The 22940-nt window shown below is 65.0% G+C and carries 24 protein-coding genes, 1 rRNA gene and 2 pseudogenes; 14 read left to right on the forward strand and 13 right to left on the reverse strand.

The window, feature by feature from the left end:
• Positions 1–105 (reverse strand): 16S ribosomal RNA (locus QMG52_RS06050); the annotation flags it as partial.
• A 940-nt stretch (positions 106–1045) separates the two neighbouring features.
• Here QMG52_RS06050 and QMG52_RS06055 point away from each other — a divergent pair.
• Positions 1046–2173 (forward strand): GmrSD restriction endonuclease domain-containing protein, encoded by a 1128-nt coding sequence (locus QMG52_RS06055; protein WP_283559533.1) that lies wholly within the window; start codon positions 1046–1048, stop codon positions 2171–2173.
• Between the two features lie 504 nt (positions 2174–2677).
• Here QMG52_RS06055 and QMG52_RS06060 read toward each other — a convergent pair.
• The 4 genes from QMG52_RS06060 to QMG52_RS06075 all read right to left on the reverse strand — a co-directional run bounded on the left by QMG52_RS06060 (position 2678) and on the right by QMG52_RS06075 (position 7645).
• Positions 2678–4147: an amidase gene (locus QMG52_RS06060; RefSeq protein WP_283559534.1), complete on the reverse strand. Its 1470-nt coding sequence runs from the start codon at positions 4145–4147 to the stop codon at positions 2678–2680.
• A gap of 95 nt (positions 4148–4242) precedes the next feature.
• Positions 4243–4521: a hypothetical protein gene (locus QMG52_RS06065; RefSeq protein ID WP_283559535.1), complete on the reverse strand. Its 279-nt coding sequence runs from the start codon at positions 4519–4521 to the stop codon at positions 4243–4245.
• A 174-nt stretch (positions 4522–4695) separates the two neighbouring features.
• Positions 4696–6123, reverse strand: a complete 1428-nt coding sequence (locus QMG52_RS06070) for an aspartate aminotransferase family protein (RefSeq protein WP_283559536.1) — start codon at positions 6121–6123, stop codon at positions 4696–4698.
• 34 nt (positions 6124–6157) lie between these two features.
• Positions 6158–7645 (reverse strand): CoA-acylating methylmalonate-semialdehyde dehydrogenase, encoded by a 1488-nt coding sequence (locus tag QMG52_RS06075; protein WP_283559537.1) that lies wholly within the window; start codon positions 7643–7645, stop codon positions 6158–6160.
• Positions 7646–7787: 142 nt separating this feature from the next.
• Between QMG52_RS06075 and QMG52_RS06080 the strand changes: the two genes are divergently transcribed.
• The 3 genes from QMG52_RS06080 to QMG52_RS06090 all read left to right on the forward strand — a co-directional run bounded on the left by QMG52_RS06080 (position 7788) and on the right by QMG52_RS06090 (position 10238).
• The gene (locus QMG52_RS06080; protein WP_283559538.1) at positions 7788–9434 is read left to right on the forward strand and encodes a helix-turn-helix domain-containing protein; all 1647 of its coding nucleotides are present in this window, start codon (positions 7788–7790) and stop codon (positions 9432–9434) included.
• A gap of 61 nt (positions 9435–9495) precedes the next feature.
• On the forward strand, positions 9496–9876 hold the full coding sequence (locus QMG52_RS06085) for a LysR family transcriptional regulator (RefSeq protein ID WP_283559539.1): 381 nt from the start codon (positions 9496–9498) through the stop codon (positions 9874–9876).
• Entirely contained in the window at positions 9822–10238 is a 417-nt protein-coding gene (locus tag QMG52_RS06090; protein WP_283559665.1) for a hypothetical protein, read from the forward strand. Before QMG52_RS06085 ends, QMG52_RS06090 begins: the two co-directional genes overlap by 55 nt.
• A 55-nt stretch (positions 10239–10293) precedes the next feature.
• On the opposite strand, the gene QMG52_RS06095 is transcribed toward QMG52_RS06090, so the two are convergent.
• Together QMG52_RS06095 and QMG52_RS06100 are read right to left on the reverse strand one after the other, a co-directional pair.
• The gene (locus QMG52_RS06095) at positions 10294–10992 is read right to left on the reverse strand and encodes a class I SAM-dependent methyltransferase (protein ID WP_349361667.1); all 699 of its coding nucleotides are present in this window, start codon (positions 10990–10992) and stop codon (positions 10294–10296) included.
• 236 nt (positions 10993–11228) lie between these two features.
• Positions 11229–12611 (reverse strand): FAD-binding oxidoreductase, encoded by a 1383-nt coding sequence (locus QMG52_RS06100; RefSeq protein WP_283559540.1) that lies wholly within the window; start codon positions 12609–12611, stop codon positions 11229–11231.
• A gap of 97 nt (positions 12612–12708) precedes the next feature.
• Here QMG52_RS06100 and QMG52_RS06105 point away from each other — a divergent pair, with 97 nt between their 5' ends.
• The 4 genes and pseudogenes from QMG52_RS06105 to QMG52_RS06125 all read left to right on the forward strand — a co-directional run.
• Positions 12709–13494, forward strand: a complete 786-nt coding sequence (locus QMG52_RS06105) for an SDR family NAD(P)-dependent oxidoreductase (RefSeq protein ID WP_283559541.1) — start codon at positions 12709–12711, stop codon at positions 13492–13494.
• Positions 13495–13615: 121 nt separating this feature from the next.
• Positions 13616–14980 (forward strand): MFS transporter, encoded by a 1365-nt coding sequence (locus QMG52_RS06110; protein WP_283559542.1) that lies wholly within the window; start codon positions 13616–13618, stop codon positions 14978–14980.
• A 269-nt stretch (positions 14981–15249) separates the two neighbouring features.
• Entirely contained in the window at positions 15250–16272 is a 1023-nt protein-coding gene (locus QMG52_RS06115; protein WP_283559543.1) for a patatin-like phospholipase family protein, read from the forward strand.
• 261 nt (positions 16273–16533) lie between these two features.
• Positions 16534–16726, forward strand: a pseudogene (locus QMG52_RS06125) (transposase); the annotation flags it as partial.
• Positions 16727–16927: 201 nt separating this feature from the next.
• On the opposite strand, the gene QMG52_RS06130 reads toward QMG52_RS06125, so the two are convergent.
• The 3 genes from QMG52_RS06130 to QMG52_RS06140 are packed head-to-tail and all read right to left on the reverse strand — an operon-like array spanning position 16928 to position 18386.
• Entirely contained in the window at positions 16928–17389 is a 462-nt protein-coding gene (locus QMG52_RS06130; protein ID WP_283559544.1) for an SRPBCC domain-containing protein, read from the reverse strand.
• A gap of 9 nt (positions 17390–17398) precedes the next feature.
• A complete protein-coding gene (locus QMG52_RS06135) occupies positions 17399–18046 on the reverse strand; it encodes a dihydrofolate reductase family protein (RefSeq protein ID WP_283559545.1) in 648 nt (215 codons plus the stop codon).
• A gap of 1 nt (position 18047) precedes the next feature.
• On the reverse strand, positions 18048–18386 hold the full coding sequence (locus QMG52_RS06140; RefSeq protein WP_283559546.1) for an ArsR/SmtB family transcription factor: 339 nt from the start codon (positions 18384–18386) through the stop codon (positions 18048–18050).
• A 797-nt stretch (positions 18387–19183) separates the two neighbouring features.
• On the opposite strand from QMG52_RS06140, the gene QMG52_RS06145 reads away from it, so the two are divergent.
• Positions 19184–19774, forward strand: coding sequence for a carboxymuconolactone decarboxylase family protein (locus QMG52_RS06145; protein ID WP_283559547.1), 591 nt, complete (start codon positions 19184–19186; stop codon positions 19772–19774).
• A gap of 3 nt (positions 19775–19777) precedes the next feature.
• Positions 19778–20665, forward strand: a complete 888-nt coding sequence (locus tag QMG52_RS06150; protein WP_502920458.1) for an RNA polymerase sigma-70 factor — start codon at positions 19778–19780, stop codon at positions 20663–20665.
• Between the two features lie 319 nt (positions 20666–20984).
• Here QMG52_RS06150 and QMG52_RS21895 read toward each other — a convergent pair whose 3' ends face one another.
• A complete protein-coding gene (locus tag QMG52_RS21895; RefSeq protein WP_349361663.1) occupies positions 20985–21197 on the reverse strand; it encodes a recombinase family protein in 213 nt (70 codons plus the stop codon).
• An 81-nt stretch (positions 21198–21278) separates the two neighbouring features.
• Between QMG52_RS21895 and QMG52_RS06160 the strand changes: the two genes are divergently transcribed.
• From QMG52_RS06160 to QMG52_RS06165, 3 genes and pseudogenes are all read left to right on the forward strand, one after another.
• The gene (locus tag QMG52_RS06160; protein ID WP_502920459.1) at positions 21279–21506 is read left to right on the forward strand and encodes a helix-turn-helix domain-containing protein; all 228 of its coding nucleotides are present in this window, start codon (positions 21279–21281) and stop codon (positions 21504–21506) included.
• A 63-nt stretch (positions 21507–21569) separates the two neighbouring features.
• A pseudogene (locus tag QMG52_RS21900) lies at positions 21570–21710 on the forward strand (VOC family protein); the annotation flags it as partial.
• 140 nt (positions 21711–21850) lie between these two features.
• Entirely contained in the window at positions 21851–21985 is a 135-nt protein-coding gene (locus tag QMG52_RS06165) for a VOC family protein (RefSeq protein WP_283559551.1), read from the forward strand.
• 216 nt (positions 21986–22201) lie between these two features.
• On the opposite strand, the gene QMG52_RS06170 is transcribed toward QMG52_RS06165, so the two are convergent.
• Both QMG52_RS06170 and QMG52_RS06175 read right to left on the reverse strand, forming a co-directional pair.
• A complete protein-coding gene (locus QMG52_RS06170) occupies positions 22202–22507 on the reverse strand; it encodes a type II toxin-antitoxin system PemK/MazF family toxin (protein WP_283559552.1) in 306 nt (101 codons plus the stop codon).
• Complete coding sequence (locus QMG52_RS06175; RefSeq protein WP_283559553.1) at positions 22497–22760, reverse strand: hypothetical protein; 264 nt, start codon at positions 22758–22760, stop codon at positions 22497–22499. The genes QMG52_RS06170 and QMG52_RS06175 overlap by 11 nt, the downstream gene beginning before the upstream one ends.
• A 51-nt stretch (positions 22761–22811) precedes the next feature.
• Here QMG52_RS06175 and QMG52_RS06180 point away from each other — a divergent pair, with 51 nt between their 5' ends.
• Complete coding sequence (locus QMG52_RS06180; protein ID WP_283559554.1) at positions 22812–22940, forward strand: type II toxin-antitoxin system RelE family toxin; 129 nt, start codon at positions 22812–22814, stop codon at positions 22938–22940.

The raw sequence follows: 22940 nt of genomic DNA on the forward strand, positions 1-22940 counted from the left end.
CGTTCGCCACTAATCCCCCCAGCAAGCTGGAGATCATCGTTCGACTTGCATGTGTTAAGCACGCCGCCAGCGTTCATCCTGAGCCAGGATCAAACTCTCCGTTGATGTAAAAACAGACACCACCACACCACCCGGAAAAAGGATGACATGACAGCACTAAATTCGAAACCAGCCAAAAAAGCCACCCACCACCACAAACACGGCAGCAGGCAACAGTCTCAACCAATAAATAAATACCGGTATCAACAAAACTTGGCACACTATTGAGTTCTCAAACAACAGACGCACCCGGACCCGCCAGCCAACTCACATCAACCGCGCCGCACCGGAGCAACTTTTCAAACTTACCCGATCCGGACCATCCAGGCAAATCAGCGAACCGACCCGCCCGGCTCAACCGGACCACCCCACACCCCCGCACAACAAACACCAGGCGACACAAAATCACCGGATATTTGATCCGCAGTAAAAGGAAGGGAGTTTGTTCCACCTCGTCGGTGGCAACTAGAGAAACACTACCCGCCTTCCCGCCAAAACACCAATCCGCAGTCGCAGCCATGGCAGGCACGACGGCGCCGCGCTTTTCATTACGCCCCTAGCCTCCACCGAGTGCGGCCGCAAGGATCCACGCCAGGGTTCAGGCACAGGGATTCCGGCGCAGGGGTGTCAGCGTCCGGCAAACGGGTGCCAGGTAGGCTTCCCTTCCGAACCCGCGCCCGCGCCCGCGCTGAAGGGACAGGGTCACCAGGCGACTCAGCCGCCCCCGTTACCCCGAACGTGCCCGGTGCTGCGTCCTCTTCTCGTCCACCAGCCGGCTTCCCCCAATCCCTAACCGCCAGGGTGCAACCCTCGAAGGCGAATCCCCCTTGTCCGGCTGTCCCTTCACTGACCCTGCGCTCACCGCATCTCAGCTATGTCTTGACCTCGCGGTCCGGCCGCCCCGCGGATCTGACCACTCGGCTTCAAAGAATTGTTGACCCTTCGACTCTTCCTCCACAGCCCTATATCCTGTTGCTCAATCACCGCGCATATTTATGGGGCATAAATGAATAAGAATCAACTGCCGTCCGGCCAAAACCCCCGACTCGTTCGGAAAACCGGTCACTTGGCCATGTTCGGCGCCGGGACCTTGGCGCTGCTGCTTTCCGGCTGCGGCGGCTCCACCAGCGCCGCCGAGCCCGCTGCCCTTCTGACACCGGCGGCAAGTGCCAGCCCAACGCCGTCGGCCATTGCGTCCGCGCCGTCGCCCACAACGTCCGCGGCGGCAACGGACATGGATCCCCTCGATCCGGACACCGTCCCGGTTGTCACCCTCAGCGGCGTTGCTTCCCCGAAGGCACAACCCGCCTATGGCACCAAGGCATTGGATCTGTTGGCTGCGCTGCCGGTCAAGGGTCGTGCGCCCAAGACCGGGTATGGCCGCACCGAATTTGGGCAGGCGTGGGCCGACGTGGACCGCAACGGCTGCGACACCCGTAACGACATTCTGAAGCGGGATCTGACGGCCATCGCTTTCAAAGCCGGCACCGGCGATTGTTTGGTCCTGACCGGTAGCCTGCACGATCCGTACACAGCCACCGCGATTGCGTTCACCCGCGGCACGTCCACCAGCAGCGCGGTGCAGATCGACCATGTCGTGGCGCTCAGCGATGCCTGGCAGAAGGGTGCTCAGCAACTTACGCTGGCCCAGCGCACGGCGTTAGCCAACGATCCCTTGAACCTTCTGGCCGTGGACGGGCCCACCAATCAGAAGAAGAGCGACGGCGACGCTGCCACCTGGCTGCCGCCGGTCAAGGCCTACCGCTGCGACTACGTCGCCCGGCAGATTTCAGTGAAAGCCACCTACGGCCTATGGGTCACACAGGCCGAGCACGACGCAATGTCTACGATTCTGGGCGACTGTGCCGGCGCGCTGGCGCCGACGGACCAGCCCGACCCGGTCCAGCCCGCGCCGGTGCAGCCGCCGGCCCCGGTGATCGCTCAGGCCCCGGTGCAGGAAGCGGCGCCAGTCCAGCCCGCCGTTCCTGCTCCCGGCGTCCAGCCCGCTCCGGGCCCCGCCTACTATGCGAACTGCACGGCCGTACGGGCAGCCGGCGCGGCGCCGATACGGGCCGGCCAGCCCGGGTATCGGGACGGTCTGGACCGGGACGGCGACGGTATCGGCTGCGAATAATCCGCAGCTAATCATCGCGGTGAGCATCCCCGCCAGACCGTCCAGCACGGATTACCCCGGCACCGCGGAAACCGTCCCGCCCGGAACGATCCGAGCTGCACGGACCAGCGCTGCGATATTCTCGCCGAGCTGCACGGTTATACGTCCCATGCCGGGGCCGGAGAGTGCAGACTGCTGGGCCAGGGACGTTCACCGTGGCGGCCTCGATCGCGATGGCTGCGTAGCCGGGCCCACACTGAATGACGGCGCCCAGGTCGGCGATCGCCCAGGTCGCCGATCGCCCAGGTCGGCGATGATGTCGCCCGAACAAATTGTCCGTGACCACCCCGTCGAAGTGTTCCGGAGCGACGGGCAGGTGGAAAAACATCGCGTCGACGTGCACATTCGGCACCCCGGGCGACCATTGACTGGTGTGATGTGCGGAACCGACCCCCGTTACCAACCTCGGCTGCCGCGTGGGGTTTGTTTCGGGGGAACTGGCCGCAACGCGGGCATCGAAGATTCTTAGGGGAGGGCCGACCAGTCGGGTATTGCGGACTCCGGACGGATGGATTCATACCAGGCCGCGGCGCGCAGAATGTCGGCGTCGGCGCCTACCCGTCCTGCCATTTGTACACCGATGGGACGCCCGTCCTGGGTGAACCCGCAGTTCACGGTCGCGGCCGGCTGCCCGGACATGTTGTACGGGACCGTAAAGGCAATGTGCGCCATGGTGCTGTCCGGATCATCGACCGGCATCGGCTGTTCTGCGGGGAAGGCCGCCATCGGCGCGACGGGTGAGAGCACGACGTCGAACGCGGCGGTGGCCGCCAGCGTCGCCTTCTGCATTTCACCTATCCGGTTGAAGTTCCGGATAGTTTCCGCCCCGTCGAACCGGGCACCGCGTGAGCACCAGCGTGCAATGTAGGGCAGCACCAGCCCCTGCTGCTCCGGCGGCAGGACGCTGTAGTCTGCCCACGAGCGGGTTCGCCAAAAGTTGTCCAACCCGTCCATCATCCCCTGATGGATGAACGCCCCGAGAAGGGTGACCTCCGCCCCTGCCGCCGCAAACTCCTCCGCCACGGCCCGGACTGCGGCCAGGACTTCCCGGTCCACCTCGGCTCCGGCACCGGCCTCCGTCTGCAGCGCCACCTTCAGTCCGCCGACGTTTAGCCCGGCAATATTGAATCCCGCAGCACTGAATCCCGCAGCATTTAGCCCGGCCCGATCGGAGTGTCCGTCCACCCAATTCATCGGCGGATAGGGACGAGCGGTGTAGTCCCGGATATCGGGCCGGGCCAGCAGCGTCATGAACAGCGCCGCATCGGCCACCGTCCGCGTGAGGGGGCCTGCCACCCTGCCAAGATACGGCGCGTCGAGGGGAATCAGCCCCGCGCTGGGTTTGAGCGTGACCAGTCCCTGCCAGGTGCCTGGCAGTCGGATGGAGCCGCCGATATCGGTGCCGACATGCAACGGCCCATACCCGGCGGCGGCTGCTGCTCCGGCGCCGGCGCTTGAACCGCCCGTGGTCCAGGCGGGGTTCCAGGCGCTGCGCGTGATGCCATGCAGGCTGGAGACTCCGGATGACAGCATGCCCCAGTCCGGCATGGTGGTGGAGCCCATGATGACGGCACCGCCTTCCAGGATGCGGTCAGTGACAGGCGCGTTGGCAGCCGCCACCTTCGGGTTCGGCAGCGCCGTTCCGCCGGGCATCGGCACACCAATCCTGGCGATGTTTTCCTTGACCGTGACGGGGACGCCGTCCATGGCGCTGCGCTGTGTTCCTTCTTTCCAACGTCTCTCGCTGGCCCGGGCAGCCCTAAGTGCGGCATCCGGATCAAACACGTAGAGGGCATTGAGTACGGGCTCGCGCACCTCGATGCGCTCAATTACGGCGGCACACACTTCCACCGGGAAAAGCTCTCCCGCGGCGTAGCCGGCGCTCAGCTCGCATGCGCTGAGCTGGTGGAGTCCGGTGGAGCTGATGGCTGGCATATGGTCTTCCTTCCCGCCGTGCAGTGCTCCCGTTGCCGGTGCTGCCAAATTGTTGTGCTGCCGAATTGTTGGTGCTTGTTAGTGCTGCCAGGTTGTTAGTGCTGCAGTGCCGCTTCCCGGGCGACGGTTTCCGCCCGCAGGGACTTGGAGGCGCCCACCAAAGTACGGCTGTATTCATGATGTGGATGCTCATAGACCTGCTCCGTACCGCCGCTTTCCACGATATCCCCCTGGTTCATCACGACCGCGTTGCCATGCCGGCGATGTTGGGCAGCACGTGTACCGGCACCGAAGACGGCCCCGAACATAACGGCGACCAACAGCGCCGGGAAGGCCAGCAGAATGTCCGCTCCGCGGCGGCCCGTCCGCGTCAAATCCGGCGCTCATGTACAACCCGGTAGCTGCTGTGGGCCATCCCCCGAACCGGAGGTTGACGTGCCCAGATGGATCAGCTCGATGTCGCGGAGCAGGGGGCCGAAGAGGCTAATGCCCTCTCCCAAGAGCACCAGGACACGGGTAACCGTCAGTCATGGTCACATCCCTTTGTCTCAGGCGGCAAAACCGTCGGCGATGTCCAGCACACCGTCCACTATGGCGAGGCCCAGCCGTGCGTCGTGGGCGCTGATATTGCACGGCGGCACCACGTGGATCCGGTTGAAATTGGCAAAGACCAGCAGCCCGCGGGACTTTGCCTCAGCTACCAGCTGATTCATCTCCGGGCTCGAGCCACCGTAGGCGGCCAGCGGTTCCCGCGTTTCCTTGTCCTTGACCAGCTCAATCGCCCAGAACACGCCGGTGCCGCGAACTTCGCCCACCGAGCGGTGCCGCGCGGCGAAGTCGCGCAGTGCCGGTCCGATGATGGTTTCCCCGGTGCTGGCCGCGCTTTCCACCATGCGCTCATCCGTCATCGCGCCGATGGTGGCGACGGCGGCCGCGCAGGCCAGCGGGTGGCCCGAGTAGGTCAGCCCGCCGGGGTAAACGCGCTTGCCGAACGTCGCAGCTATCTCCGGGCTGATGGCGACGCCCCCCAATGGAACGTAGCCCGAGGTCACGCCCTTGGCGAAGGTGAGCAGGTCCGGCACCACATCGAAATGCTCGACGGCGAACCACTTGCCGCTGCGTCCGAACCCCGCCATCACCTCGTCCACGATGAAAACAATGCCGAACCTCGTGGCCAGGTCCCGGACACCCGCCAGATAGCCCGGCGGGGGAAGGTAGATTCCCGCGGTGCCCGGGATGGACTCCACCATGATGGCCGCGATGGTGTCCGGGCCCTCATAGCGGATCACCTGCTCCAGGTGTTCCAGCGCCCGCTCGCTCCCCTCCTCTTCCGTGCTCGAGTGGAATGCCGACCGGTACAGGTACGGCGGGAAGAAGTGGATGGTTCCGGAAGTACCGGTGTCGCTGGGCCAGCGGCGCGGATCCCCGGTGATGTTGACCGCGAGTTCGGTGCCGCCATGATAGGACCGGTAGGCGGACAGCACCTTGTGCCGCCCGGTGTGCAGCCTCGCCATCCGCACGGCGTGTTCATTGGCATCCGCGCCGCCATTGGTGAAGAACATTTTGTCCAGCTCCCCGGGTGTGCGCTCGGCAATGAGTCTGGCCGCCTCGGAGCGGGCGTCGTTGACGTAGCTGGGGGCTATGGTGCATAGGTTCGCGGCCTGCGCGGCGATCGCCGCCGTCACCCGCGGGTGTTGATGCCCGATGTTGGTGTTGACCAACTGGGAGGAGAAATCCAGTAATTTATTGCCCTCACCGTCCCAGACATAGGACCCTTGCGCGGCGCTGATGACCATCGGGGTGATCAGATCCTGCGCGGACCAGGAGTGGAAGACGTGTTTGCGGTCCAGCTCGTAGGCGCGCTGCGCGCCGGCTGTATCTACAGGCGTAACGGCATCTACAGGCGTAACGGCATCTATAGGCGTAACGGCATCTACAGGCGTAACGGCAGTGTCCGATGCAAGAGTGAAAGTCATGATCTGTTCCTTTCTTCGGCGCTCGGACATCGGACTAATCGCTCTGCGGAAAGCCGAGATTGATCCCGCCGTGGCTCGGATCGAGCCAGCGCGAGGTGACCACCTTGCCGCGGGTGAAGAAGTTCACGCCCTCGGCACCGTGCGCGTGCGTGTCGCCGAAGAGCGAGTTCTTCCAGCCGCCAAAGGAGTAATAAGCCATCGGCACAGGCACCGGAACATTGATGCCCACCATGCCCACCTGGACCTCGTTCTCGAAACGGCGGGCCGCGCCGCCGTCGTTGGTGAAAATCGCTGTGCCGTTGCCGTACGGGTTGGCGTTGATCAGTTCCAGCGCCTCGTCGTAGCTCTCCACCCGGAGCACGGACAGCACCGGGCCGAAGATCTCGTCCGTGTAGAGGGACATGTCCGTGCTGACATTGTCGAACAGTGTGGGACCGACAAAGAAACCGTCGCCCTCCGCGTCGGGGGAGATCGTGCGTCCGTCCACCACCAAGGTGGCGCCTTCCGCCTGGCCTGCATCCACGTATCCCGTCACCCTGTCCCGTGCCGCAGCGGTGATAAGAGGCCCCATGTCGCAGCCGCGCAGTCCGTCGCCGGTGCGCAACGCCGTCGCCCGGGCGGAGATCTTCGCCACCAGTTCGTCGGCAATGCCGCCGACGGCGATCAGGGCCGAGATGGCCATGCAGCGTTCCCCTGCGGAGCCGAAACCGGCGTTGATGGCGGCGTCCGCCGCCAGGTCCAGATCCGCGTCCGGCAGCACAATCATGTGGTTCTTGGCGCCGCCCAGCGCCTGCACCCGCTTGCCCTGCGCCGTCGCCGTCTCGTACACGTACTTGGCAATCGGCGTTGAGCCCACGAAGGACACCGCTTTGATGTCCGGGTGAGTCAGGAGAACATCCACGGCCACCTTGTCCCCGTGCAGAACATTGAAGACCCCGTCCGGCAGGCCCGCTTCCTTCCACAGTTCGGCCATCCAGTTCAGGGCTGTCGGGTCCTTCTCGCTCGGCTTGACCACCACGGTGTTCCCGGCGGCGATCGCGACGGGGAAGAACCACATCGGGACCATGGCCGGAAAATTGAAGGGGCTGATCACGGCCACCGGTCCGACCGGCTGGCGGATGGAATGGACATCAACCTTGGTGGAGGCATTTTCCGTGTACCCGCCCTTGAGCAGGTGCGGGATACCGCAGGCGAACTCCACAACCTCCTGGCCGCGCGACACCTCACCCAAGGCGTCGTCGAGGACCTTGCCGTGTTCGGACGTAATGATGGCCGCCAATTCACCCTTGCGGGCATTGAGCAGCTCGCGGAATGCAAACAGCACCTGGGTCCGCTTGGCGATGGACGTGTCCCGCCATGCCGGGAACGCCTCGGCCGCGGCGGCCACGGCGGCGTTGCTCTCCTCGACGCTGGCCAACGCAACCTGTCCCGTCTCTTTGCCGGTTGCCGGGTTGGTCACCGGGGCGGTGCGTCCTTGCGCCCCAACGTAGCTGCCGTTGATCCAGTGCTCAATCGCGTTCAAAGTTTGTCCTTGGGGTAGATGTGAAGCAAGTCGAGACCGGCTCCGGGCGTGATCAGGTGCTGCTGTCCAGTCTGATCCGGTCACGGGCAGGCCGGAATAGGCACTGTGTAACGAATCGCGCCTCATCGCTTACACTGTGTAAATGCTCCCGACCGTTCGTCAGGTTTTGGACCTACCCGTCCTCCGCAGAGCCGTCCCCGAAGTGCTGGGCGGAGCCGCCGGGCTGGACCGGCCCGTCCGCTGGGTGCATGTCAGTGAGGTCAGGGACCTTTCCGGGCTGCTCACCGGCGGCGAGCTGCTGCTCACCACGGGGCTGGAACTCGGACCTTCGGCCGCGCAGACGCTGACGTATCTGAAGGCGCTGGAATCAACCGGTGCGTCAGGTCTTATTGTGGAGCTGACCGGCCCGCGCGCCGGCACAGAAGCCGCCCTGCGCGCGGCGGCCGCCGGCGTTTCAATGCCGGTAATCACCGTGGCCGCGGCGCGTTTTGTTGAAATCACCGAGATTGTGCACCGGCTCATCGTGGCGGAACAGCTGGAACTGGTGGAGCTTTCCCGGAGCGTCCATGAAGCCTTTACGCTGCTGAGCCTGGAGAGTGCGGGTACGGAGGAAATCGTCTCCCGTGCGGCCCGCTTCGTGCAGGCACCGGTGATTCTTGAAGACCTTTCCCACCTGGTGCTCGCTCATGCCGCCGCCGGGCATTCCACGACCGAACTGCTGGCGGATTGGGAGCGGCGCTCCCGGGTCACGCAGGCGGGGCAGCTAACCGTGCGCACGGGTCCGGAGGGCTGGCTGCAGACCCCGGTGGGACTTCGCCGGCAGGTGTGGGGGCGGCTCATCATCCCGGTTCCGCTGGAAAGCGATGCCGTCGCGGCCATGGTGCTGGAGCGCGCCGGGCAGGCCCTGTCCATCAATCGGCTGGCGGAGCGGGACCAGCGCCAATTGAGCCAGCAGGCGCAGGCTGGCCTGCTCAATGAGCTGCGCCAACCGCGCACCCTGACCGAAACGGAGGCCGTCACCAGGGCGGCGGCGCTGGGCCTGCACCCTTCACCCCTCTACCTGCCGGTGGTGGTACGGGTGGGCGGTGCCGGGGGTGCCGGAAGCAGTCCGGACCCGCTGGCTGGCCAGCGTCATGAGCGCCTGCTGCTGGACCGGCTGGCCCGCGTCCTTAAATCCGCGGGCAGCAGCGCCCTCACCGCCAGCCTGCAGGCCGGCTACCTAGGCATGATTTTGGCGCTGCCGGCAAAGCAGCTGGAGCAACAGCTGCTGGAGCGGATCTGCAACGGGCTCGCGGACCGCAACGGAAGGAACGGTCCGGAAACCGACCCGGACGCGGGCGCGGACGGCTGGACCATGGGGGTGAGCCACGCCCGCGCCGGTCTGCTCGAAGCAGCGGCCGGCCTTGATGATGCCAGCCATGTGGCCCGGACGGCCAGCACCCTAAAGGAGCGCAGCCGGCCGTTCTTCCGCTCCGCCGATGTCCGCCTGCGCGGACTGCTGGCGCTGCTGCGCAATGACTTCCGGGTCCAGGCCTTTGCCGAATCGGAGCTGGCCGGCGTACTACGCCATGACGCGCACGACGACGACGATTACCTTACGCTCCTGCAGTCCTATCTGGAGCACGGCGGCAATAAAGCCGCCATGGCGCGCGACGGCTTTCTCAGCCGGCCGACCCTCTACGCGCGGCTCGCCAGGCTCGAGGAGATCCTGGGCCTCAACCTGGACAATCCGGAATCCCGGACCTCGCTGCACGTAGCCCTGCTGCTGCACCAGCTTCGCGGTCTCTGACCTCCCGACCGGCCGGGGCGCCGTTGCAGCGGCAGCGGCTGACAATATTGTTGCTGGCACTATGGGAGGCCGGCTGCTGGTAACGCAGTCCACGCTGTCCACGGCGATCGCGCAGCTCGAGGCAAGCCTGGGTACGCAGCTGTTTGTGCGCCAGCGCGGCCCCAGGCTCACCGCCGGCGGTCGACGGCTTGCCAAAGACCTCAATGGCTTCTTGGAGCATGCGGACAAGGGAGACATTCCCGCCCTGCTGGGGAATTCCCGTGGCGGCGAAGGAAAAGCACGGCATCCGTGGCCGCACACTCTCACAAGGGCTAACGGCGCACAAAGACAATGTCGCCTCCGGCAGGCCGGAGCAGTGGTCGAGGAGACTGAACCACGCACCGCCATTTGGACGGAATCCGGGCGGAATCGCGCATCCAGGCGGAGCTGGCCGCTGCGATGAAGGGCTTCGACGCCCTGCTGTGCCCGGCGTCAGCCATTCCAGCGCTCGAGGCGGATGCCAGCCACCTGACGGCATTGAGCTGGATGGCGCACCGCTGGAGCACTACTGGCAGGCGGGCGGCACCCGGAGCCGGGTGCCTAAGCCGCGGGGCAGGCCTCTGGCTGGCATCGGACCGGAGCTCAGAAGGGGAGGCTTTGCCCGGAAATGACGAGCACTGCCGAGGTGATGCCGGGAAGGATTCCGCAGGTCAGAATCTCATGGTCACGCACCGTCCTGTCGGGCTTGGGGGCCCGCTCGCCGGGTTCTACGACGGCGATGACGTGGCAGCCGCGGTCCTGGCCTGCAGCTCGTGTACAACGTAGGGACTGTGGACGAGGAAGCCGTTCGGGTCTTCGTTGGCCTCCCGCAGGACGGAGGTCATCGCCTCCCGTACCTGTGCTTCGGCATCGGACCGTGCAGGATCTCGCGGACCGCAAGCGCCATCGGATGTTCGCTCTGCGCTGCGACGTAGGCCGCGGGTGAGGTGGCACGGATCGGCAATTCGGCCCTGGTCGTACGCATGAGCATGAGACCTGCACCGGCCGCCAGCGGAGCCAGGGCGGCGGGGTCGGACCACGCAAAGCGCTGCGGCGGCGGGGCGCCGGTGACGCGGCCGATAATGCGGCCCATTGCGGCCAGCATGTCGTCAATGGGGCCCGCTGGAACCCAGGCGCTGAGCAGCACCCGCCCGCTGGTTCGCAGGACGCGGGCGATCTCCCGCAGCGCCCGCCCCGGATCCGGCGCGAAGATGACAGCGAAGACAGACAGGACAATGTCGAAGGCCGCGTTGTCCACAGGCAGGGCGAGCAGATCGCCCTGCCGAACTTCAAGCATGACCCCCTGCGCCCGCGCGCGCTGGCCTGCGACCTCCAGCAGCCGCGGCGCGCCGTCCACGCCGATCACCCGCGCGCCGCCCGCAGCCGCTAGCAGCGCTGCATTGCCCGTCCCGCAGCCGACGTCGAGAACGTCATCGCCGGCCGACGGCGCGGCCTGCTCAACGACCGCTCGGGCGACAGGCTCAAGTTCGGCCGCCGTCGTCTCGTATCTTCCTGCTCCCCAGTCGACTATGGCCCGGATCCTGACTCTTCAAAGCAACCAAGCGAGACAGCACGCGCTGTTCCGACGGCCTGGAGCCCGACCTGCAGACCAAGACGCCGGTGCTGATCACCGCGCCGTCACTGCGTCCCGCACCGCGCGCAGCTGCCATACCGTCATGGCCCGATCCTACGCGGGTCCGGGCGTAGCCGATACCCAGGCGTTGACAAGTAAAGACCTCTGCGCAGGAGGCTTTGGCGCTGAGGGAGCGGCCCATCTCAGGCCGGGAAGGCTTTGCCCGGATTCAGCAGTCCCTGTGGATCCAGCGCATTCTTGACGCTACGGTGCATGTCGATGACCCGCGGCGCGAATTCCGCCAGCATTCCGGGAAGCTTCAGGAGTCCAACGCCGTGTTCGCCCGTCGTCGTTCCGCCCAGTTCCAGTGCGTCCGCCACAATCTGGTCGAACGCGTCCTTCGCGCGCGACTTGGCGTCGTCGTCGTCCACGGGCGCAATGATCAGCGGATGCAGATTGCCGTCACCCGCGTGGGCGATGTTCGCGATCACCGTATTGAATCGTCGCGCGGTGCTCTCGATCCGCTGAAGCATTTCCGGCACCGCAGTGCGCGGCACGCAGACGTCCTCGGTGAGGACCGGGCCCAGTCGCTCCAGTGCCGGGTAGGCCAGTCTGCGGGCCAGGAACAGTTCCTCGGCATGCGCAGCGCTCAGAGAACGTTCCGCCTTGGTGGCTCCGGCTGCGGTAAATATCCCGTGCAGCTCCCTGGACAATTCCTCGCCGCGGGCCCCAGGCTCGTCCACCGAGGCCAGCAGCAGCACGCCGCCCTCCTGGGACAGCCCCAGTTGCTGCCAATCGTCCACGGCCTGCAGACATGTCCGGTCCACCAGTTCCAGGGCGGCGGGAATGATCCCTGCCCTGCTGACCGCTGCGACGGCATTTCCGGCGTCCACCAGATCGTTGAAGTACCCCGTGACAGCGCGGTTTTCCCTCCCGTGCAGCGGCAACAACTTCAAAGTTGCCTCGGTGACGATGCCCAGCGTCCCCTCCGAGCCGACCATGAGGGCCGTCAGGTCGTATCCGGCGACACCCTTGGCTGTTCGCCGGCCGAGGTCCACCACGGAACCGTCCGCTAGCACCACTTTCAGCCCCAGTACGTAATCCCGGGTCACGCCGTACTTAACGCAGCACAAACCGCCCGCATTGGTGGCGATGTTGCCACCGATGGTGGATATCTTGTAACTGGCGGGATCGGGCGGGTACCAGAGGCCCTGCGCCGCGACGGCCTCGCGGAGCGAATCGTTGAGTACGCCCGCCTGGGTTCGGACGAACCGCTCATCGGGGTTGATCTCCAAGATCCCGGTCATCAGTTCCAGTGTGAGCACCAACGAGTTCGCTACGGCATTGGCGCCGCCGGAAAGCCCGGTTCCGGCTCCCCGGGGCACAATCCGCACGCCGGTGGACGCAGCGATTCGGACCACCGCGGAGACTTCCTCAGTGGTCTTGGCGCGTACCACAGCCAGCGGCGGGACAAAATCAGCCCATTCGGCGTCGTCGTGGCTGTAGGCAGCCAGCGGTTGTGGATCGGTCAGAATGCGATCTGCCGGGACCACTTTGCGCAGGCGCGCCAGGAGTTCAGTGCTCATTCTCCGCACGCTACCATGCAACTCCCACCCGGCATCCGCTGTCCGAGGGCGGGGTTAGACTCGGCTGACCAACATCGGACAACGCGAGGAGACCGTCGTGGCACCATCGGTAAAGGCATTGTTTGATCTGACCGGACGCAAGGCCGTGGTGGTCGGTGCGGGCAGCGGTCTCGGGCAGGCCGGGGCGCTGGCGCTGGCCGAATTCGGCGCTGAGGTGGTGGTGGCGGACCTGAATACAGCCGGGGCGGAGGAGACGGTCCGGCAGATTACTGCGGCCGGCGGAACGGGCCGGACTCTGGCCTTGGACGTCACGAGCACCGACGCCGTCAATGCCGCCGCTGCGGAACACGCCGACGCAGAGGTCCTGGTCATCACGCCTGGCTACAACGCCCGCAAGCGGCTGGTGAACACGACCGACGATGACTTCGACAAGGTAATCGACATTAATCTCAAGGGCACCTACCGGCTGATGCGGGCCTTCGGTGACTCCATGGCCGAGCGGGGCGGCGGTTCCATCATCACCTTCGCCAGTTTCCGCGCTCTCGTGGTGGAACCGGGGCAGGGCCTTTACGCGGCCGCGAAGGCCGGCGTCGTCCAGCTCACCAAGACCATGGCCACCGAGCTGGGCACCCGCGGCGTGCGGGTGAACGCGCTGCTGCCCGGCGCCTTTGAAACCCCGCTGACGCAGCAGATCAAGGCCGATCCCGATTGGTGGAGTGCCTACGAGCAAAAGAGCCCGCTTAGGCGCTGGGGTCAGCCGCACGAGATCGGTGGTGCCATCGTCTTCCTTGCCTCCGACGCGAGCTCCTTCGTCACCGGTTCCGCCATGCTGGTCGACGGCGGCTGGATGGCCAATGACGGGCGCTTCGAACCGAAGGTCTAGCCTTGACAGCGCCGAAGCTGGACGCAGCCCGCGCCTCCAGAGTAGACAAGAGGCAACACGAAACCGCAGAACGCCGCCAGTGCACCGGCCGCCAGTGCACCGGCTCAATGAGGAGCCCTTCATGACGATCAGTTCTCATCCGGTGCCGGCCGCCGACGTGGCCATGCGGAAGCGCGTCATGCACAAGGTCGCCTGGCGGCTTTCGCCGTTCCTCGGCTTGCTCTACTTCATCAATTATCTGGATCGGACCAACATCGCGTTTGCCGCCCCGCACGGCATGAACGCCGCGCTCGGCTTCACCGCCAGCACCTTCGGGCTCGCATCCGGGCTGTTCTTCGTCGGCTACCTGCTGCTGGAAGTGCCCAGCAACCTGGCCCTGCACAAATTTGGCGCCCGACGGTGGATCGCAAGGATCATGGTCAGTTGGGGCATCATCGCCACCATCATGACCTGGGTGCCCAACGCGGGCACCATGTACGTGCTGCGCTTCCTGCTCGGCGTGGCGGAGGCCGGCTTCTTCCCCGGCATCATTTTGTACCTGACATTCTGGTTTCCCAAACGCGAGCGCGCCCGCGCCGTCGCACTGTTCATGCTGGCCGTGCCGCTCTCCTCCGCGATCGGATCCCCGTTGTCCGCCTGGCTGATCACCACCGGACATCAGGTGCTCGGCGGCCTGGACGGCTGGCGGTTCATGTTCCTGGTCGAAGGCCTGCCGGCCATCATCGTGGGCGTGATCTGTTGGTTCTACCTGACAGACCGTCCGGCGGACGCTAAGTGGCTCGACGGCGACGAGCGGGCCTGGTTGAGCCGCGAGATGGACGCCGAAGACGCGCAGACCGCCAAGCGCTACCACGTGACACTCAAGCAGGCCCTGACGCAGGGGCGGATCTGGGCGCTGGCATTCGTCTACTTCGGCATTGTCTACGGCCTCTACGCGATCGGATTTTTCCTGCCCACCATCATCGCCGGGTTCAAAAAGGAATTCCACACCGATTTCTCCGTGCTGCAGCAGGGCTTTATCGTGGCGATTCCCTACGTTTTCGGCTGTTTCTCCATGTACTTCTGGGCCAGACACGGCGACAAGACCGGCGAGCGCGTCTGGCACGTGGCCCTTCCCACGATTGTTGGCGGGATCGCGATCCCGATCGCGCTCTACCTGAGCTCCCCCGTCGCGGCGATGATCGCCATCACCGTCTGCACCATGGGCATCTGCGCCGCGCTTCCCACGTTCTGGCCGTTGCCCACGATGTTCCTTTCCGGAGCCGCGGCCGCAGCCGGCGTGGCGCTGATCAACTCGATCGGCAATACGGCCGGTTTCATCGGCCCGTACGTCACCGGGTGGCTGGCTGATATCACCGGCACGCAGCAGGCGGGCATGTGGGCCGTGGGGCTGGCGATGGTGGCCGCCGGCGTGGTGGTGCTGATTCTCAAGGCCGCGCCGAAGGCCGACGACGGCGAAACGGTTAAGGCGGACCGGCTCGGCTAGCGCTTCCCGCCCTTACCGCTAAATTGTCCAATTTAGCGGTAAGCAAGACGACGGCGACGGCAGCCCGGCAGAGTTGGGGTCATAATCAGAAAACGGAAAAAATCGTAGGCTAAGGGCGTGCTAAATTGAGTCAATCGTGATCCATCGGCAAGAGGTGATACCCATGAACGCAGTATCCGCAGTGGGTGCTCCTCTGAATTCCACGATCGCGCGACCGACGTAGTCGCCACCGGGAGCGCCCTACAGGCAATTCGCGAAAGGCGACTCCCATGAACACAACACCTTCTTCAACTCTGCACCTCACCTCGACGAGGACCTCCGACGGCATCACCGAGCACGAGGCGCCAGGACATGGCGACCGGTCGAGGCCCGACCAGCAGGTCGACGCCGCAAGGCGAGTGCCCGCCGCGGGTGAGCGAGCGTTGGTCCTCGCCGGTGCCGGATCGGCAGGCAACGCTTGGGAGATCGGCGTCATCGCCGGCCTCTTCGAAGCCGGGTTGGATGTGACCCAGCCCGACCTGACCATCGGGACGTCAGCCGGATCTACCGCCGCGGCCCAGATAACCAGCGCGACCCAACCCGCCGAACTTCTTGCCGCCATCCTTGCCGCTGAGACCCCACCGCGGACCGCCCCGGCAGGATCCGACGGTGGACGAGCGCGAATTATGGAGGCGGCGAACATGATGGAGAAGACGAGCGCCATCATCGCGGCCGCTGAGAATCCGGCCGACATGCGCCGCCGAATGGGCGCGGCGGCGCTCGAGACGGACCCGGCGGCGCACAGTTCTGCGCAAAAGAAGTGGCGCGCTACCGTTGCCGCTCGGCTGCCCAGTCAGCATTGGCCACAACGGCCGATGCTCATCGTGGCGGTCGACGCCGATACCGGCGAGCCGGTCGTGTTTGACCGCCACAGCGGAGTCGATTTGGTGGACGCCGTGGCCGCCAGTACTTCCAACGGCTCTCCCTACAGCATCGGCGACAGGCGGTACATCAACGGCGGCTACCGAAGAAACGAGAATGCCGATCTGGCAGCCGGATACGCACGGGTGCTGGTGCTCTCACCATTCGGCGGTAGAACACGGCATCCGCTGGACTGGGGCATGCAGCTCGCAACACAGATCGACGAACTACGCGCACGCGGCAGCAGAGTCGAAACAATCTTCCCGGACAGCAACTCCGAGAACATGTTCGGCGCCAATGCGATGGATCTGTCGTTGCGTCCGCACGCTGCTCGAGCCGGTTACAACCAAGGCAGAGCCCTCGCCGAGCAGCTCACCGAATTCTGGTGCTGACGCCTACGAACCCAGTCGACTCGGTAGGCGTGAGGACACCTGCTCGTGCCTCGGAGGGCCGATGGGCGCGACGTGCCTGACGCTACCTTCGCCTGCCTGACCTGACCACATTCACGCGCCTGGACGAGCTCGTACTTGAAGTCATCGTGCAACGACTCGAGCCAGATTGCGCTGTCCTCGCCCGCCGAGTCGTCGATCCCGACGACTCGGCGGGCTAATTTCGTCGGTGCGGACGCGAAGGGGCACCGCACGACAGCGTGACGTTCCAAGCAGGCGTTCAAGCAGTGGCTCGCGGCCGCCCCGAACCCTGGCACCGCGATCTGGCGGTCGTCGCGATGGACGCCCTCGTCGGGTTCAAGACCGCCACCAGCGTAGAGCTGCCCGACGCCGTCGCGGCGATGGGCCCTTCCACGGCGTGTGCCTGGCCGCTGCCGCCCTGAATGAGTGCCGTCGCCATGGGGTGGCTGCGTGGGATCCAACGCGAGGGAGGCATTCCCCCAGGCTGTAGAGATCAACCACATTCAGCGTCCAGGGTCAGAGCGCGATCGCTTTCGGATCTCGGCAAGAACTTCATCGAGGACGTAGCCAGGATGCACTTCGATGAGCTGGCAGCCGTTGGCTTGACACAAGCCACCGCCCGATCGCGGGAGGTGCGTCACGTGAGGTAGTTGCCCAGAGCCTCGAGCAGGCCCCGGCTGCCTTCCTCGCGGTTCGGCCCGTCGGCCCAGAACTGGTCGAAGAAGACGCCGTGCTCGACGTGCGTGAACCGGGTGCCCTCGTCGATCGGCTCGAACTCGAACGACGCCACCGACGTCGACATGTGGACCCCGTCGAGCCACATGTCATAGGTCGTGACGATGCGGACGTGCGCGACGATGTCGGTGTACGTGGCCTCGTACCGCGTGACCGGACCGCCGTGAAACGTCCCCTCGTCGACGTCGCGTCCGCCGACGCGGAAGTCGAACGCCCACTCGCCGGGCTCAATGGTGTCGCCGGCGCCGTACCAGCGCAGCTTCTGGTCCTCTTCGGCGAATGCGGCCCAGACGCGCTCGAGGGGAACGGGGTAATCGCGGGTCAGGGTGAACCCGGCGCGGGCGAGTCGGCGTTCGATCGTCATGTGTTGGTCCTATCGGGTAAAGGTGACGTGGATCGTGCCGCTCTCGGCCACTTCCGTCGTCACCTGGTGGGTGAGTTCGAGGCCGGGCAGGTCGTCCCACAGTCGATTGCCCCGGCCGAGGAGGATCGGGGCGACCATGAGGTGCAACTCGTCGACCAGGCCGGCGCGCAGGAAGTCGCGCGCGGTGCTGGTCCCACCGCCGACCCGCACGTCCAGGCCACCCGCGGCCTGGGTCGCCTCGGCGAGCACGTCCTCGATTGCGGCGCTGCGGAAGTGGAACGTCGTTCCGCCCTGCATCGGGATCGACGGACGCGGTGCGGTGTGGGTGAGGACGTAGACCGGGGTGCCGAACGGCGGCTGGTCACCCCACCAGCCCTTCCAGTCCGGATCGTCGGGAAATGAGTGCAGGCCGAACATTGTCGCGCCCATGATCTCGGCGCCGACGCCTTCGAAGCTCGCTGCTGCGTAGGAGTCGTCGATGCCGGTCGTGCCGGTGCCGCTGGTGTCGCCGAAGACGCGCTCGTGGAACGTGCGGGTCGCGAGATGGGCCGCCGTGAGGCGTCCCCAGTCCTCACCCATCGGATTTTCGGGGGAGTGGTCGGTCGTTGAGGTGTAGCCGTCCAGCGAGGTGAACAGGTCGATGCGCACGCGGGTCATGTCAGATTTCCTTTGGTGTGGTGCGGGTCAGGTGGATGCCGAGCCGGTCGGCTTGGCGTTCTGCGGGGGTTCTTTGCTCGCCGAGCCACAGGTGCAGGACGTCGAGGGCGCCCGGTCGCAGGCTCACGGTGCGGACGCGTCCGTGCTTCTGCGACGTGACCAGTCCCGCGTTCTCGAGGACGGACAGGTGCTGCATGAGCGACGGCAACGCCATCGAGAACGGTGCCGCGAGTTCGGACACGACGGCTGGGGACTTCGCCAACCGTTCCACGACGGCCCGGCGCGTCGGATCCGCGAGAGCGCGGAGCACGGCGTCGAGCTCGTCGTAATACTTAGGCACATCCCTAAGTATTATTGAAGGGCAGGGATTCGTCAACCGGCTCGGGGTGGCTTGTTCACGCTAAGGGGTCGGCGGCCTGCGAACAGGGTGCCGTTGGTGATTTGCCTGTCATCATTTTCAGAAGGTGACTGCACCGTGATTCCCTGTCCGTAAGGGGAACGCTAACCGAAGCACCTCCTCGCCCTGAGAGTCCTAGCTCTTCGGAACGATGTGAGCTATGTGCCAGCGCCATCGCTTTACCTATCATGTTGAGGAAGTAGACGAGCGAGATAGTACCCGGGAGCAGCATGACTCCATTTTTCGGGTCTACTTCGCCAAGGGAATTGACCGCGCAATCACTACAGTTGACGTTTCCGATGCCACTTTCAGCGAAGTTCACAATGGGCAAAGGAAAAAGCTGCCGATGACACACTTATCGCGATCGCACTTGTCGGTCGCGACGCCCGGGGGCTAAAGGAAGCTCCTCTATCGGACTTTTATAGCCTGGGCGGGTTTTGTTCTCGATCTTTCGTGGGCTGACAGGTGACCCGATGTAGAGCGTGCCACAGTCCCGTAAGCCGGTCGGCGGACGGAACCGCTGAACCCAAAATGGTGGTTTTGAGACTTGGCATGGGTAGCGTTCCGCAGCGGAACGCGCTGTGGGACTGGTTGAGCCCGCGGTGAGCTGGCTCGCGGTCCGCTGTGGAACTCTTTGGCGTTTCGGCGCCATCTCCGGAGCGGATGTCACACGCGAGCGTTGGTCGGTGTCTTCATGTTGAAAGACCCGATCCATCGACGACATTGGAGCAAGAGCAGATATGACCAACGAGACACGCATCCCCGCGACTAAGATCACCGGCGTGTACGGAGCGATCGTGAAGTTCGCAGCCCGCAAGATGATGGGCCACGTACCAGATTCGGTGGGCGTGTTGTGGCACAACCAGGCCGTAATGAAGGACGCCATGGGAATTGGACGCAAGGTCGAGGGCTGGCGCGAGCTCAAACCGGACCTCGCATCGTACGCGGCTATGGCATCGGCTGCCACGATCGGCTGCAGCTTCTGCCTGGACTTCAATTACTTCATGGCGCACAATCACGGACTTGACGAGACAAAGGTCCGCGAGGTGCCCCGCTGGCGGGAGCCAACCGTTTTCACGACGCTCGAGCGCCAGGTCATGGAGTACGCGGAGGCGGCGAGCCAAACGCCGCCGGCAGTTACTGACGAGCTGTCGGCGGTGCTCCTCGGTGAACTCGGGCCCGCGGCGCTTGTCGAGCTCGCGGCGCGCGTGTCCTTCATGAACATGACGGCGCGTATGAACGTCGCGCTCGGCATTCACTCCGAGGAGTTCGCCGCGGCGTGTGGCCTGCCTCCGTTGACCGTGCCGTCGGCCGACTCGGCCGCCGCGTAGGCTATGGGCATGAGCCGCGCCGGGCACGCCGATGACGATCAGTTCGTCGTCCACCGGAGCCTCCTGTTCACCGTTGCATACGAACTCCTCGGCTCGGCCGCTGACGCCGAGGATGTGCTGCAAGAGTCCTGGCTCCGGTGGGCGTCGGTCGACCCGGTCTGGATCCGTGAGCCGCGGGCTTACCTCGTGCGCATCGTGACACGCCAGGCACTCAACCACCTCCGCACCGTGTCGCGGCGTCGCGAGGAGTGGCTCCCCGAACCGCTCTTGACCAGTCCTGACGTCGCGGAGGACGTCGAGCTCGCGGAGAGCGTCTCAATCGCGATGCTTACCGTGCTTGAGACGCTCGCGCCGACCGAGCGCGCCGTCTTCGTACTGCGCGAGGTGTTCGACGTGCCCTACGAAGAAATCGCGGATGCCGTCGGGAAGACCCCGGCGGCCGTGCGGCAGATCGAGCACCGCGCGAAGGACCACGTCTCGGCGCGACGCCCAAGAATACGTGTCGTCGACTCCGAACACAAGGACGTCGTCGACCGGTTCGTGGTCGCGCTTAACACGGGCAATCTTCAGGGCCTCATGGACGTGCTCGCGCCCGACGTCGTGTCGGTCGCCGACGGCGGTGGCAAGGTACGGGGGGCCGCTCGTCGCCCAGTCATCGGTGCTGATCGGCTCGCGCGCTACCTCGTCGGTAGCATCTCGAAGGTGGAGGGCGAACCCGTGGCTTCCGCAGTATGGGTAAACGGTCGGCCCGGCATCCGAGTCGAGTTGAACGGGCAGCTTGTGGCCATTACGAGCCTCACCGTCGAGAACGGGCAGATTACACGGGTCTACTCGATCGCCAACCCCGACAAGCTCAGCCGAGTCAACGAAGAGACGGCCCTCAGCCGATGACGGCGTTGCAGACTGGTGTGGCCGAGGAAATTACCCCGTCCCAGCACAACCTGACGAGTCACCCAGCGGCGTTTGAGAAAACGGAACTTGAACTACGCTAAGCCGATATTTGCGGTCCGGTTAGCGTGGTCGGAGCTCCATTTTCCGCTCAGCGGTCGGCGGCGAGGATCCACCCGTAGAGCGTCGGGATGGAGACCCCGACGTTGTGGGCGACGTCGGCGGCAGAGGTGCCCTGGCGAGGAGCTGTTTCGCCGCGGTGATCTTTCCGTCAATCATGAGGCGTTTTGCGGCCGGGAGGGCGCCCGTTCTTACGGGAGGACTAGACTCCAGCGCGGGTGCGTTCAACGGTGAGCTCCCGTTCCATCTGAGGGAGGGAGGCCATGACGTGGAAGAAAAACCGGCCGGCCAGGGTCATGGTGTCAATCTGGTCGGTAAGGGAACGGAACCCGATCCCGGTGGCCTGGAGCTGGTCGGTGAACGCGCTCAGGTTCTTGACGTGATCAGCAACTAGAGCGTGCCTCCTAGATCGCATAGCTGGGTGAGGATGGCGCTGATCGTGATCTTCGGTGAGTCACCCCATCGCTACTTGCAGCGGCGCCGTGTCGAGCGGTCGATGTTTCTGCTGCGCGAGAGTGAGCGCACCGTGACCGACATCTGCTGTGACGTGGGTTTCAGCAGCCTCGGGACATTTAGCCGAACCTTCCGGGAGATCGTCGGGCAGACGCCGAGCGCGTATCGGGAAGGGCACGGCCCGATCGTGGCGCCCCATTGTGTCCAGCTTGCTGCCATGCGACCTCGGAGTAGCGCTGGCCGCCCAGCACAGGGGAGCACGTTTGGATAAGCCACCCCAAGTGACGGCGATATAAGATCGGGGCATATCACCAGAACGGAGCCTGAGAACACGATGATAACCGCACTGAACGTCGCTTCCATCTACGTACTGGACAAGGATGAGGCACTGGACTTCTACGTCAACAAGCTGGGTCTTGAGAAGGGCAATGACGTGCAGCAGGGCGATTATCGCTGGCTAACCGTTCGCGTACCTGGCGGTGGTGCCACCGAAATCTCACTTGAGCAGCCCGGTCCGCCGCTACACGACGAAGAGACGGCAGACCGAATCCGCGAGTTGATCACCAAGGGTGCTCTGGGCGGCGGACTCGTCTCATCACTGACAACGCGCGCGCGATGTACGACACGCTCCGTGAGCGGGGTGTCACCGATTTCACCCAGGAGCCCACCGAGCACTTTTACGGTACTGACATGGGCGTTCGAGACCCCTTCGGCAACGCCATCCGGATTCTGCAGCAAGGAAAGGTCTGAACGCAGGGCGCCAACCAAAAAGTCCGGCCCGGAATCCACGGCCGAAGAGCGCGCGGCCGCCCGCCAGGGGGCCAAGGAGCTCAACGCGCACGAGGCTGCTGCAGAGGCACTGAAGTCGGTGCTCGACAAGATCCGCCGTGCTCGCCTCTGCGGTAACGCTGGTCGGACACCGGCGTCCAGTGCAACAGCCGCCTTAGGTTCGGGGCAGAGGTCCGGCTACAGGTCGAGGACCAGTGCGAGGGCCTCGTCGACCCGCTGCATCTCCTCAAGGGTCAGGAAACCGGCCCTCTCACGGAGGCGGTTGAGGTCTACCGCGGCAAGCTGGTCGCACATGACCAGCGTCTGCCGTCCGGCGATAGACACCAGCGGCCGAAAGCTGGTCGCCCTTGCGCTGGTGCTGGTGAAGGCGACGATCCAGGTGCTGAGCGTGAGCCAGTCCGGCTGCAGCACGACGACGTGGCGCCGGCCCTTCTGTTCGTGGCCCTTGCCGCGCGCCGGCAGACGGTAGACCTCACCCCTCATGCAACGCGGCCATATCCTGCTGGATCGCCCGAATTTCGGCAAGGTCCGCCGCGTCGTCCTTGATGGCACGGGCTTCGGCGGCCGCGACGTGGCGGCGTTCGTCACGCCGCATCGCTGTCAGAGCGGCCAGAATCACTTGGTCGGCGCTCTGGCGTCGGGAAGCTCCGATCTCCAGGAGCAGATCGCGGGTGCTGGTCTGGACCTTGACCGTGGTGGTGTCTCCCATGCTGAAAGTATACTGCTGGTAGACCATTAGGGAACCGTAGAACACCGACGATGCCGCACCCGTTGTAGACGGAAGAAATTGGTCAGTGAGGATTTCTGGCGGTACCGCGTCGGCGACTACCGGATCCTTGCCACCATCGATGACCAACAGATCCTCGTCCTCGTTGTGGACGTAGCCCAACGAAGAGAGGCCTACAGGAGTCTCTGA

Source organism: Paenarthrobacter sp. PH39-S1 (genome assembly GCF_030063245.1).
Taxonomy (GTDB): Bacteria; Actinomycetota; Actinomycetes; order Actinomycetales; family Micrococcaceae; genus Arthrobacter_M.